Origin of the sequence: Microbacterium sp. NPDC007973 (genome assembly GCF_042958465.1) — a bacterium.
In the GTDB taxonomy this organism is placed as follows: domain Bacteria; phylum Actinomycetota; class Actinomycetes; order Actinomycetales; family Microbacteriaceae; genus Microbacterium; species Microbacterium galbum.
In genome coordinates this window covers 122,000-133,790 of the sequence record NZ_JBIBJJ010000002.1, presented here as the reverse complement: position 1 = coordinate 133,790, position 11,791 = coordinate 122,000, and the positions used below count along the sequence as shown (strand labels likewise).

Sequence of the window (11,791 nt, the reverse complement as noted above, 5' to 3'; positions counted from 1 at the left end):
AGCGAGGTGGAAGACTGGATCGATGCGTCCTCCTCAACCCCGTGTCGTCGTGCTCGCCGGTGGAGTCGGGGGGTCGAAGTTCACGCTCGGCGTGCGCGCTGCCCTGCACCGGCTCGGCGCCCCCGAGGCCACCGTCGTGGTCAACACCGGTGACGACCTCTGGCTCTCCGGTGTGCGACTCCAACCCGATGTCGACTCGATCACCTACGCCCTCGCCGGGGTCAACGACACCGTGCGCGGCTGGGGTCGCGCGGGCGACACCGAGCGCGTCAACGAGGAACTGCAGGCGTGGGGCGCCGGCTGGCCCTGGTTCACCCTCGGCGATCTCGACCTCGGGACCCACCTCGCGCGCACCGGCTGGCTGCGCGAGGGCCTCACCCCGACCCAGGTGCTCGGTCGGATGGCGCAGCGCTGGGCGCTCGGCATCCGGATGCTGCCCATGACCGACAGCGAGGTCGACACGCACGTGCTGCTCGAAGACGGGCGTCGCCTGCACTTCCAGGAGTGGTGGACGCGCCATCGCGCCCAGCTGACCCCCCGTGCGTTCGAGAACCCCGGGATCACGGATGCCGTGCCCGCGCCGGGAGTGACGGATGCCATCGCGGCGGCCGACGTGGTGCTGCTGGCGCCGTCGAACCCGGTCGTGTCGATCGGTCCGATCCTCGCCGTCCCCGGCATCCGGGAGGCCCTGCGCGCCACCTCGGCGCGGGTCGTCGGGGTCTCGCCCATCATCGGCGGCCGCGTCGTGCGTGGGATGGCCGACGTGTGCCTGACGGCGATCGGCGTCGAGACCTCGGCCGCGGCCGTCGCGCGGCACTACGGCGCGCGGTCGGCGGAGGGGGTGCTGGACGCGTGGGTGCTCGCCGAGGAGGACGCAGCGTCGGCGGCCCAGGTCGAGGCGGCGGGGATCCACGCGGTCGTGCGGCCGCTGTGGATGAGCGACGACGACGCGTCGGCGGCGATCGCCGAGGCGGCGCTGGGGGCCTGAGCCGCCCGGTCGCGCCCCGTGGTGAGCGCGGAAGAGGAGATGCGCGGCGTATCCGCGGGTGAGTGGCGGCGGCCGCGGCGCAGGGCCGCGGGGGCCCTGCGGGGACGGGTCGGGCCGCGGCGGGCCGTGCGCCCGGGCTGAGGCTGCGCCGGGGTCGGGCCGTGCCCGCCTCAGGCCGCGGCGGATGCCAGGACGGCCGCGGTCCGCGGACCCACGCCGAGGGCGACGGCCTGCGCGAGTTGCACGGCCGTGTCGACGTCGCGGCGCAGCGTCGAATCGCGGGGGACCGCGAGGTCGGCGCACCCGAGCAGACGGTGGCGCGCGGCGGAGTCGGCGCCGAACGCCGACACCCACACCGCGTTCGGTCGGGCGGTGACGAGCGTGGAGCCGGTGCCCTCGGCATCCGGGACCAGACCCCGCTCCACGCGGCCGGCGAGCTCGAGGGCGGCGTCGAGGTCGTGCGGGGTGAGCGCGGGCACATCGCCGAGGAGGGCGGCGCGCGCAGTGCCCCGTCCGGCTTCCTCGGCGCCGAGCGCGACCGCGGCATCGAGACCGCGCACGTCTCCCTCGGCGACGACATCGACGGCGGGCCACTGCGCGACGAGGGCCGCGAGCTCGACGTCGTCGGTGACGACGACCACTCGCGAGACGCGCGGGGTCGCCGCGGCGGCCGCGATCGTGTCGAGCGCGAGGGCGCGGGCGAGCGCCTCGCGATCGGAGACGCCCGTCAGGCGCGATTTGCCGATCGCGGCCGGCTTGACCGGCACCACGATCGTCCAGCCGTCACGGATCTCAGAAGTGCTCATCGCATCCATTGTGCGTCGAACCCCGGACATCCGCGGGTGGGGGTAGCGCGGCCCCGCTGTTCCGTGCAGCCGGTCGCAGGACCCGGCGCCACCGAGATGACCCCCGTCTTGCGAGATGACGCGCATTCCGCGCGAATCGCGTGTCATGTCGGCGAACGCGGGTGATCTCGTCGCCGTGCCCCTGCCCGGCGCACCGGCGCCCCGGGCCTCAGCCGAAGCGCTTGCGCAGCCGGGGCAGGATCTCCTCGCCGTACATGCGCAGGAACTCCTTCTGGTCGTGCCCGGGGTCGTGGAACACGAGGTGGCGGAAGCCGAGGTCGACGTAGCGCGCGATGCGCTCGACGTGCTCGTCGGGGTCGGTGGAGACGATGAACCGGGATGCCACGCGCTCGATCGGCAACTCGTTCGCGAGGCGCTGCATCTCGAGGGGGTCGTGCACGCTCATCTTCTCGTCGGCGGTGAGGGCGAGCGGGGCCCAGAAGCGCGTCTTCTCGAGCGCGGTGTCGTGGTCGGGGTGGTACGAGACCTTGACCTCCATGAGCGTGTCGACGTCGTCGCGGGTGCGGCCGGCCTTGGCGAGGCCGTCGTCGAGCGCGGGGAGCAACTTCTCGGTGTACAGCTCGGGGTCCTTGCCGCTGGTGGTGATGTAGCCCTCCGCGATGCGGCCGGCCAGGCGGGTGGCGGCGGGACCCGAGGCGCCGATGTAGATCGGCACCTTCTGCGCGGGGCGGTCGTAGATGGTGGCATCCTTCACCGAGTAGTAGGTGCCCTCGTAGGTGACCCGCTCGCCGGCCCAGAGCTCGTTGATGATCGTGATGGCCTCTTTGAGGCGCTGGAAGCGCTCGGGTGCCTCGGGCCACTCGAGACCCAGGGTGACCTCGTTCAGCGCCTCGCCGGTGCCCACCCCCAGGACCACGCGACCCGGGTACATGACCCCGAGGGTGGCGAACACCTGGGCGATGACGCCGGGGTGGTAGCGGAACGTCGGGGTGAGCACGCTCGTGCCGATGATCACGCGCTCCGTGCGGGCACCGAGGGCGCCGAGCCACGGGAGGGCGTTCGGGGCGTGGCCGCCGTCGTGCATCCAGGGCTGCAGATGATCGGAGAGGAAGACGGAGTCGAAGCCCATCTTCTCCGCGAGCACCCCGAACTCGAGCAGCTCGTTGGGGCCGAACTGCTCGCTCGAGGCCTTGTAACCGAAACGCAGGGGGATGGTCATCGCTGTCTCCTCTAGATGTCGACGCTGGGAAGGGTCGCCCGCACGGGCGCGACGAACTCGGAACCGTCGGTGCCGGCCAGTCTTTCGTGGAACGCCTGCACCGTGCCCGGCCACAGCAGCGTCAGGCGGCCCGAGCGGTGGTCGACGTACCAGTTCCGGCATCCGCCGGTGAGCCAGGGGGTGGATGCCGCGGCCTCGGCGATCTCGGCGGTGTACGCCGCCTCGGCATCCGGGCGCACTCGCAGCACGCGATCGGTGCGACGGTCGCGCTCGCACAGAGCGCGCACCACGTAGGCGGCCTGCTCCTCGGCCATGAGCACCGCGGAGTTGTGGCCGAGGCTCGCGTTGGGGCCGTTCAGGACGAACAGGTTGGGGAAGCCCGCGACCACCGTGGAGCCGAACGAGGTCATGCCGTCGGACCAGTGCGCCGCGAGCGTGCCCTCCTCGCCGTGCACGAGATCGGCGTAGGGCTGCTGGGCCGAGGCGAAGCCGGTCGCCAGCACGAGCACGTCGGCGTCGTGGCGCGTCCCGCTCGCGGCGGTCAGCGCCGAGCCCTCGACCGACACCAGCGCCGTGGGCTCGAGGGTCACGGCATCCGAGGCGACGGCGGGGTAGAACGCGTCGGACAGCAGGACGCGCTTGCATCCGAAGGCGTAGTCGGGCGTGAGAGCCTCGCGCAGCGCGGGGTCGGCGACCTGCGCGTGCAGGTGCGCGAGAGCGACCTCCCGAGCGGCGGCGGATGCCACGGCGTCGCCCGAGCGGGAGGCGAAGCGCCGCTCGCCCTCGGCGTAGAGCTCCGCCCGCAGGCGCGCGAGGTCGCCGGGGTGTGCGGCGAGACGCTCGCGCTCGGCGAGCGGGATCTCGTCGCCGCCGCGCGGCACGATCCACGCCGGGGTGCGCTGGAAGAGCGTGACGTGGGCGGCGCGGCGGGCGAGTTCGGGGACGAGCTGCACGGCGCTCGCGCCGGTGCCGACGACGGCGACCGGTTTTCCGCTGAGATCGACGTCGTGGTCCCACCGGGCCGAGTGGAACAGGGGACCGTCGAACGACTCGAGTCCGTCGATCGCGGGGACGTGCGGCTCGGTCAGGCGTCCGCAGGCGAGAACCAGGGAGCGGGCGACGACGGGCTCGGCCCCGGTGTCGATCCGCCAGACCGCGTCGGCGGCATCCCACCGCGCCCCGAGGAGGGGGGTGCGCAGGCGCAGGCGATCGCCGAGGTTCTCGCGCTCGGCGACCTCGCGCAGGTACCGCTGGATCTCACCGCCCGCCGCGAACATGCGGGTCCATCCCGGGTTCGGGTGCGCGGCGAGGCTGTAGAGATGGGCCGGAACGTCGCACGCGACACCGGGGTAGGTGTTGTCGCGCCAGGTGCCGCCCACGTCGGACGCGCGTTCGAGCAGCACGATGTCGTCGCGACCGGCCCGCCGCAGAGCGCCGGCCATGGCGAGGCCGGCGAAGCCCGCGCCGACGATCGCGACGTCGACGACTCTCACGCGGGGGCTCCGTCGGGTGCGGGGGTCTCGTCGGGCGTCCGGCTCGCGTCGGCGGGGACGGGGAAGCGCGTGCCGCCGCTGGTCACGACGTACGGCGCCGAGGCATCGGTCACGCGGTAGTCGGTCGTGCGCAGCCGGAACGGCCGCATGAGGCTCCGCGCGAGGCGCTCGGCGGCGGGGACGGGCAGTTCGAGGCCCTGCTCGATCCCGGTGTCGGGCAGCACCCGCCCGTCGTAGAGCGTGCCGCCGAGGTCGTCGCCGCCGGAACGCAGCAGCACGGCAGCGGTGTCGCGGCCGACGCGGGTCCACGGGATCTGCACGTGCGCGATGCTGCCCGAGAGCAGCAGCCGCGACACCGCGACCATCGCCCGGTGCTCGTCGACGGGCGCGCGCCCCGCCACCAGCGGCACGTCGCCGCCGGGCAGGGGGATCGGGACGAATTCCGCGAAGCCGCGCGTGCGGTCCTGGATCTCGCGCAGGCGCCGCAGGTGGGCGATGCGCTCCTCAGCCGTCTCGGCGTGCCCGTAGAAGAGCACCGAGGTCGACCGGAAACCGCTGAGGTGCGCGGCGGTGATGGTCTCGATCCACGCGTCGATCTCGAGATCGCCCGGGGCGACGAGCCCGCGCACGCGCTCGCTGAGCACCTTCACGCCCGTCCCCGGCACGGTGTCGACCCCCGCGGCGTGCATCGCGGCGAGGGCGCCGCCGATGCCGAGGCCGCCTCGGTCGGCGAGGTCGCGCACGTCGAGGGGCCGGTAGGCGTGCACGTGGATGCCGGGGGCGGCGCCCTTCACGGCCCGCACGAGGTCGAGGTACCCGGCGGGGTCTTCGTCGCCGGGCAGTGCGCCCTGGATGCAGATCTCGGTCGCGCCGAGGTCGACGGCATCCACCGCGATGGCCGCGGCGTCGTCGAGGCCGAACTCGCCCGGTGCCGCGCGGCCGCCGCGGCGCAGTCCCGACGAGGTGAGGTTGCGGTTCTGCACGAGCGTGATCGGTTCGCCGACGGTGTAACGGCGGGCGTCGTCGGCGACCGCTGTCAGATCGTCGAGCTCACCGCCCGTGGCGTGCAGCAGGCGGGTCCAGTCGGCGTCGTCGAGCGCGAGAGGGGCGGATGCCGCCCGCTCGGCGAGGCGGCGCACGCCGGGGTCGGGAGAGACGGCGCCGGTGCGGGGCGTGGGCACGGGGCGGGCGGAGGAGCCCATGGGGGCCGTGGGGGTCACGTCGGCGGCGAGGCCCTCGGCATCCGCCAGGGCCCGGACGGGCGCACGCAGGGCGGGGTCGATCCAGGTCTCGGCATCCCGCACGAACTCGGGATGCGCGGTCAGACGCTCGCGCAGCGTGTAGCCGTGGGTCGCGGTGGAGGCGGCCAGGTCGTCGATGTGGGGCCAGGGCCGTTCGGGGTTCACGTGATCGGCGGTGAGCGGTGAGACTCCGCCCCAGTCGTCGATGCCGGCGGCGACGAGCAGCCCGAGCTCGCGCGGATCGGAGAGGTTGGGTGGCACCTGCACGCGCATGTCGGGCCCGAGCACGAGCCGCGCGACCGCGACCGCCGCGAGGTACTCCCGCATGTCGGCGTCGGGGGCGCCCTGCATGGCGGTGCGGGGCTTCGCGCGGAAGTTCTGCACGATCACCTCCTGCACGTGGCCGTGGCGGTCGGCGCTCTCGCGGAGGGCGACCAGCGACTCCGCGCGATCGCGGACGGTCTCGCCGATGCCGACGAGGATGCCGGTGGTGAACGGGATGCCGGCGGCCCCGGCATCGTCGATGACCTTCAGTCGCAGGTCCGGGTCTTTGTCGGGCGAGCCGAAGTGCACCTGCCCGGGCTCCTCGAACAGGCGCCGGGAGGTGGTCTCGAGCATCATGCCCATCGACGGGGAGACCGGTCGCAGCGCGGCCAGCTCGTCAGGGTGCATGACTCCCGGGTTGGCGTGCACGAGCATCCCGGTCTCGGTGGTGATGAGGCGGGCGATGTGCACGACGTAGTCGATGGTCGAGGCGAAGCCGTGCTCGTCGAGCCACGCCCGGGCCTCGGGCCAGCGCTCCTCGGGGCGGTCGCCCAGGGTGAGCAGCGCCTCTTTGCATCCGAGGGCCTGGCCTTGCCGCACGACCGTGAGCACCTGCTCGGGCGTCATGTACGCGGGCTTGCGCAGCAGCGCGAGCTGGCCGGGGGTGTCGACGAAGATGCAGTAATGGCACCGATCGCGACAGAGCGTCGTGAGCGGCACGAACACCTTGCGCGAATACGTGATGACGCCCGCTCGGCCGGCCCGGTCGAGACCCTCGTCGCGCAGGGCCGCGGCCACCGGGAGAAGGACGTCCAGATCGGCCCCGAGGAGGGTCTCCGTCTCGTCGACGTCGGGCCGGTGACCGGCGCGCACGCGCGCGAGCAGGTCGTCGATCGAGGTGCCTCGGGCCGGTGCGACTCGCGGCGCAGCGCTGCCCGTGCTCATCGCTCCAGGCTATCCCCCCGCTCCGACATCGGGGCCGAGGGGGAGGGGGACCGCGGCCGGTTGCGCGCGTGGCGTCCCGGCATCCGTTCCAGCGATCGTTGCCGTCCTGTGAGGTGCCCGGCGGATCGACGTGCGGCGACGCTGGCAGGATGGAGGGCATGGTGACCCTGCTGCTCGATTCGACGCAGCTCGAGGTCGTGCTCTCGCCGACCGAGCGGGCTCTGTCGTTCCGCAAGTCCAACATCGTCGTCCCCCGGGAGCACATCGACCGGGTGCAGCTGACCGACGACGCATGGACCTGGATCCGCGGGGTGCCCAACCCCGGGATCAACCTCCCCGTCGCCGTCGGGGCCGGCACGTGGAAGTCCGCCGGCGGCAACGACTTCGTCATCATCCGGGGGCGCAAGCCCAGCGTGGTCGTCGACCTCGTCGGTCACGACGAGTTCGAGCGCCTGGTGCTCACCACCAAGCACGGGGTGGCGCTGGTGAAGGCGCTGCGCCTCGACGTGGCATCCGAGCCCGAGGACGTCGCCGACATCGTCGCCTGAGCATCCCCCGCGCTCCCGCGCACATGCGCGCCGAGTGTCCAGAACACCCGGACGAGATGTCGTTCCGTCCGGGTTTCCTGGACGCTCGACCGGTGGGACCGCCGCGATCGGTGCGATCGGTGCTGCGCGAAGCGCTGGATCAGCCCGCGAACTGCGCCACGGTGTCCCACGCGAGCTTGACGATCAGGATCGACAACGTCACCAGGAACACGATGCGCACGAAGCCGCTGCCACGACGCGTGGCCATATGTGCGCCGATGAAACCCCCGGTGATGTTCATCACGGCCATGGCGAGGCCCAGCGCGAGGATGATCTCGCCGTGCACGCCGTACACCGCGAGGGCCGCGAGATTCGTCGTGAGGTTCGCGATCTTGGCGTTCACGCTGGCCTGCAGGAAGCCGTAGCCGAGCACGCCCACGATGAGGATGACGAAGAACGAGCCCGTGCCCGGACCCAGGATGCCGTCGTAGAACCCGACCAGCAGACCGATCGCCCCTGCCCGCCAGGCGACGGCCGCCCGGGAGTCGTGGCGCGGGGCGTGCTCGAGACCCATCTTCGGCTTGAACAACGTGTACAGCGCGACGGCCACCACGGCCACGAGCACGATCGGTGTGAGCACCTCGCGCGGGACGAAACGCGACAGCGCCGCACCGACCGTCGAACCGGCGTACGCCCCCGCCACCAGCGGCACGAGGAGCACGAGCTGCACCCGGATGCGGCGGAGGTAGACCCAGCTGGCCGAGAGCGTCCCGAAGAACGACGACAGCTTGTTCGTTCCCAGGATGAAGGGTGTCGCGACGTCCTTCGGCACGCCGATGACGAGAGCGGGAAGCTGGATCAGGCCGCCGCCGCCGACCACCGCGTCGACCCACCCGGCGACCCCCGCCGCCACGAGCAGCAGGACGAGAGCGGCCACCGAGACGGGGAGCCACTCGGCGATCACCGGTCCATCGAGCACGGTTGATTCTCGCCGCTGCGGGCTGGGCCGACAAAAAGCGCAGCTCGGAACGGGTCAGTCGATGTCGCGGCGCCAGGTGGTGAACAGGCCGATCACGAGCAGCACCACGGCGTAGCCGAGCAGCACGAGGCCGCCCATCCACCACTCGAGGGCGTCTGCACCCGCCGTGCCCATCGCGCCGAAGATGGTCTGCCCCACGAGCGCGTCGCTCGCGGCGCTGGGGAACCACTTCACGACCTCGCCGAAGCCGTCGACCACTCCGCCCAGGGTACGGATGATCGGTTCGACGAACAGTGTCACCGCGAGCACGATGACGATCGCGGCGACCTGGTTGCGCACGACCGTGCCGACGCCGATGCCGACCACGGCCCACAGTGCGAACGCCAGCAGCATGCGGCCGAGGAGCACCCACGTGTCGGAGGAGGCCAGTTCCGCGTCGATCCCGAAGATGCTCAGCACGCCCGCGCCCGCCGCGATCGCGGCGAGGGAGCCCAGGATGCCGTAGAGCAGGCCGACCAGGATGCCGACGACGAACTTGCCGCCGAGCACGACGCCGCGGCGCGGCGTCGAGAGGAACGTGGGGGTCAGCGTCTTGTGGCGGAACTCGGTGGTCACCATGAGGGTGCCGATGAGCAGGGGGAAGACGTATCCGACCGCGGATGCCGTGCTGTAGACGAGCGCGGGGACGCCGTCGGCCGACATCGCGGGACCCGTGCCGCCGGAGAGGCGCCCCGAGGCCACGCCGCCGAAGACGAAGGCGAGCAGGCCCGCGGTGAAGGCGACGTAGACCATGAGCACGATGCCCAGCACCCACCAGCCGGCGGTGGTGAACTGCTTGGTGTACTCGGAGCGCGTGGCGGCGAGGAGCGTCATCGCGACACCTCCTGCTCGTGACGGACGAGGTGGTCGTCGTCGGGCGTCTCGCCGCCGTGCGCGACTCCCACCGGAACGATGTCGATCACCCCGGTGGAGGCGACGGCGTACGAGGGGCGGGGGACGTCCTCAGCCTCGGCGCGGGCGGGAGCGGCCGCGACGGGGGCGATGACCGCGACCAGCGCCGTCGACGGGCGGGGCTCGTCGGCGACGCGGTCCTCGGTGGAAGGCGGGGCGTGCGCGGGCGCCGGCGCGGCCGCGGGGGCGTCCGCCGGTGTCGGGACGTCCGCGGTCGCGGCGACCGGCTCGGGCGCTGCCCCGTCACCGGCCGTCGCGGAGGTGGCATCCGTGGTCGGGATCGACGTTCCCCCGGCGCTCGCGTGCACGCGCGCGCCGCTCACGAGTTCGAGGAAGATGTCCTCCAGGCTCGCGCCCTTGCTCTGCAGGTTCGACAGCGTGATGCCCGCAGCGGCGGCCAGACCGCCGATCTCCACCGGTTCGTGATGGCGGATCGTGAAGCCGTTGCGCAGCAGCTGGTAGTCGATTCCCCGCTCGTCGAGCAGCCGCGACAGCGCGGCGCGATCGGGCGAGTCGACCACCGTGGCGTACTCGTCGGGGTCGGCGAGGTCTTCGATACCGCCCTGGAACACGAGGCGGCCGCGCGAGATGATCAGCAGCGCGTCGACGGTCTGCTGCACCTCGGCGAGCAGGTGCGAGGAGATGAGCACCGTGCGTCCCTCTTCGGCGAGGTGGCGCAGCAGGGAGCGCATCCAGCGGATGCCCTCGGGGTCGAGACCGTTCGACGGCTCGTCGAGCACCAGCACGCCGGGGTCGCCCAGCAGTGCCGTCGCCAGCCCCAGACGCTGGCGCATCCCGAGTGAGAAGCCGCCGACGCGGCGCCCGGCCACGTCGGCGAGACCGACGAGTGCCAGCACGTCGTCGATGCGGGTGGTGGGCAGGTTCGCGGCGCGGGCGTAGACCTTGAGGTGGTTCGCGGCCGATCGGCCGGGGTGGAAGCTCGACGCCTCGAGAGCCGCGCCCACCGTCTGAAGGGGGGAATCGAGGTCGGCGAACGCCTTGCCGCCGATCGTGGCGGTCCCCGACGTCGGGCGCACGAGCCCGAGCAGCATGCGCAGCGAGGTGGTCTTGCCGGCGCCGTTCGGCCCGAGGAACCCGGTGACCTGACCCGGCTCGATCCGGGCGGAGAGATCATCGACCGCCGAGACCGCTCCGAAGCGTTTGGTGAGGCCGGCGAGCTCCAGCACCTGTCCGTCGGGCATTCGGCACCTCTCGTTCGGTGGGCGTTCCGTCCATCTTCCCCGATCCGGGGCCGAAAACCCATCTGGCGGCGTGTGTAACGTGGCACCGTGCACGCACAACGATCCGCAGACGACAGCGTCCTCGTGGGGGGTCGTCGCGGCCTCGGCCACCTGACCCTCAACAAGCCCCGCGCGATCAACGCCCTCGACCTGGAGATGATCCGTGCGCTGAACGTCACGCTCGACCGCTGGGAGCGCGACACCGACGTCGATGTCATCCTGCTCGACGGCGCCGGCGACCGGGGCTTCTGCGCGGGTGGTGACGTGCGCGCGCTGCACGAGATGGTCACCGCCGGACGCGTCGACGAGGTGCACGCCTTCTTCCGCGAGGAGTACGCCCTCGACCACCGCATCGCCACGTCGCGCAAGCCCGTGATCGCGATCGCCGACGGCGTCTGCATGGGCGGCGGCATCGGACTGGCCGGTCACGCCGCCATCCGCATCGTCACCGAGCGCTCCCGCCTGGCCATGCCCGAGACGCGCATCGGCTTCACCCCCGACGTGGGCGGTTCGTGGCTGCTCGCCCGTGCCCCCGGCCGCCTCGGCGAGTACCTGGCCCTGACCGGCGGAACGATGGATGCCGCCGACGCGCTGTACGCGGGATTCGCCGACCACATGGTGCCCACCGCCCACCTCGAGGCGCTCTACGAGGCGCTGGAGAACCGGGCCGACCCCTCGAGTCCGACGGAGCTCGTGCTGCTGTTCGACGAGAGCCCGGAGCCGTCACGCCTGATCGCGGCGCGGGAGTGGATCGACGACGCCTTCGCCGCCGCCGACGTGCCGGCGATCATCGACCGCCTGCGGGCACGGCCCGAGCCCGAGGCGCGCGAGACCGCCGACCTCCTCGCCGCGTCCGCCCCGACGGCGGTGGCGGTGACGCTCGAGGCCGTGCGTCGCGCGCGCGAGCTGCCGTCCCTGCGCGCCGCCCTCGCGCAGGAGTACGGCCTCGTGCTGTGGTTCGCGTTCACGCAACCCGACCTCGTCGAAGGGATCCGCGCGCAGGTCGTCGACAAGGACCGCTCGCCGCGATGGACGCCCGCGCGGCTCGAGGAGCTGCCCAGCGGCCGCGTGCCGGAGGCCTTCGCCTATGAGCCGGAGCCGGCGCTGTGGTGACGCGCCGGCGGCCGGGATCGCGCC

The 11,791-nt window shown here is 72.7% G+C and carries 10 protein-coding genes; 3 read left to right on the top strand and 7 right to left on the bottom strand.

The features are described from left to right. Window positions 1–22 precede the first annotated feature (22 nt). Entirely contained in the window at window positions 23–988 is a 966-nt protein-coding gene (gene cofD, locus ACFZA2_RS05705) for a 2-phospho-L-lactate transferase (protein WP_391401852.1), read from the top strand. Window positions 989–1,158: 170 nt separating this feature from the next. Here the strand turns inward: cofD and cofC are convergent, their stop codons facing one another. From cofC to cofG, 4 genes are all read right to left on the bottom strand, one after another. Beyond that, complete coding sequence (cofC, locus tag ACFZA2_RS05700; protein ID WP_391401849.1) at window positions 1,159–1,794, bottom strand: 2-phospho-L-lactate guanylyltransferase; 636 nt, start codon at window positions 1,792–1,794, stop codon at window positions 1,159–1,161. A gap of 208 nt (window positions 1,795–2,002) precedes the next feature. Continuing rightward, a complete protein-coding gene (fgd, locus tag ACFZA2_RS05695) occupies window positions 2,003–3,013 on the bottom strand; it encodes a glucose-6-phosphate dehydrogenase (coenzyme-F420) (RefSeq protein ID WP_391401846.1) in 1,011 nt (336 codons plus the stop codon). 11 nt (window positions 3,014–3,024) lie between these two features. Then, the gene (locus ACFZA2_RS05690; protein WP_391401843.1) at window positions 3,025–4,506 is read right to left on the bottom strand and encodes a flavin-containing monooxygenase; all 1,482 of its coding nucleotides are present in this window, start codon (window positions 4,504–4,506) and stop codon (window positions 3,025–3,027) included. Next, complete coding sequence (cofG, locus tag ACFZA2_RS05685; protein ID WP_391401840.1) at window positions 4,503–6,956, bottom strand: 7,8-didemethyl-8-hydroxy-5-deazariboflavin synthase CofG; 2,454 nt, start codon at window positions 6,954–6,956, stop codon at window positions 4,503–4,505. The genes ACFZA2_RS05690 and cofG overlap by 4 nt, the downstream gene beginning before the upstream one ends. Window positions 6,957–7,114: 158 nt before the next feature. On the opposite strand from cofG, the gene ACFZA2_RS05680 reads away from it, so the two are divergent. Next, window positions 7,115–7,504, top strand: a complete 390-nt coding sequence (locus ACFZA2_RS05680; RefSeq protein WP_391401837.1) for a hypothetical protein — start codon at window positions 7,115–7,117, stop codon at window positions 7,502–7,504. Between the two features lie 139 nt (window positions 7,505–7,643). Here the strand turns inward: ACFZA2_RS05680 and ACFZA2_RS05675 are convergent, their stop codons facing one another. The 3 genes from ACFZA2_RS05675 to ACFZA2_RS05665 are packed head-to-tail and all read right to left on the bottom strand — an operon-like array spanning window position 7,644 to window position 10,615. Further along, window positions 7,644–8,462 carry a TSUP family transporter gene (locus ACFZA2_RS05675; protein WP_366376496.1) on the bottom strand — a complete coding sequence of 273 codons (819 nt, stop codon included), beginning with the start codon at window positions 8,460–8,462 and terminating at the stop codon, window positions 7,644–7,646. A 54-nt stretch (window positions 8,463–8,516) separates the two neighbouring features. Next, complete coding sequence (locus ACFZA2_RS05670; protein WP_391401833.1) at window positions 8,517–9,335, bottom strand: ABC transporter permease; 819 nt, start codon at window positions 9,333–9,335, stop codon at window positions 8,517–8,519. Next, window positions 9,332–10,615 carry an ABC transporter ATP-binding protein gene (locus ACFZA2_RS05665; RefSeq protein WP_391401830.1) on the bottom strand — a complete coding sequence of 428 codons (1,284 nt, stop codon included), beginning with the start codon at window positions 10,613–10,615 and terminating at the stop codon, window positions 9,332–9,334. Before ACFZA2_RS05665 ends, ACFZA2_RS05670 begins: the two co-directional genes overlap by 4 nt. An 87-nt stretch (window positions 10,616–10,702) precedes the next feature. Here ACFZA2_RS05665 and ACFZA2_RS05660 point away from each other — a divergent pair, with 87 nt between their 5' ends. Next, entirely contained in the window at window positions 10,703–11,767 is a 1,065-nt protein-coding gene (locus tag ACFZA2_RS05660) for an enoyl-CoA hydratase/isomerase family protein (RefSeq protein WP_391401827.1), read from the top strand. Window positions 11,768–11,791: the final 24 nt, after the last annotated feature.

Coding starts and splice junctions, on each gene's coding strand:
- cofD (WP_391401852.1), top strand. CDS start 23: ATGCGTCCTCCTCAACCCCGTGTCGTCGTGCTCGCCGGTGGAGTCGGG.
- cofC (WP_391401849.1), bottom strand. CDS start 1,794: ATGAGCACTTCTGAGATCCGTGACGGCTGGACGATCGTGGTGCCGGTC.
- fgd (WP_391401846.1), bottom strand. CDS start 3,013: ATGACCATCCCCCTGCGTTTCGGTTACAAGGCCTCGAGCGAGCAGTTC.
- cofG (WP_391401840.1), bottom strand. CDS start 6,956: ATGAGCACGGGCAGCGCTGCGCCGCGAGTCGCACCGGCCCGAGGCACC.
- ACFZA2_RS05680 (WP_391401837.1), top strand. CDS start 7,115: ATGGTGACCCTGCTGCTCGATTCGACGCAGCTCGAGGTCGTGCTCTCG.
- ACFZA2_RS05670 (WP_391401833.1), bottom strand. CDS start 9,335: ATGACGCTCCTCGCCGCCACGCGCTCCGAGTACACCAAGCAGTTCACC.
- ACFZA2_RS05665 (WP_391401830.1), bottom strand. CDS start 10,615: ATGCCCGACGGACAGGTGCTGGAGCTCGCCGGCCTCACCAAACGCTTC.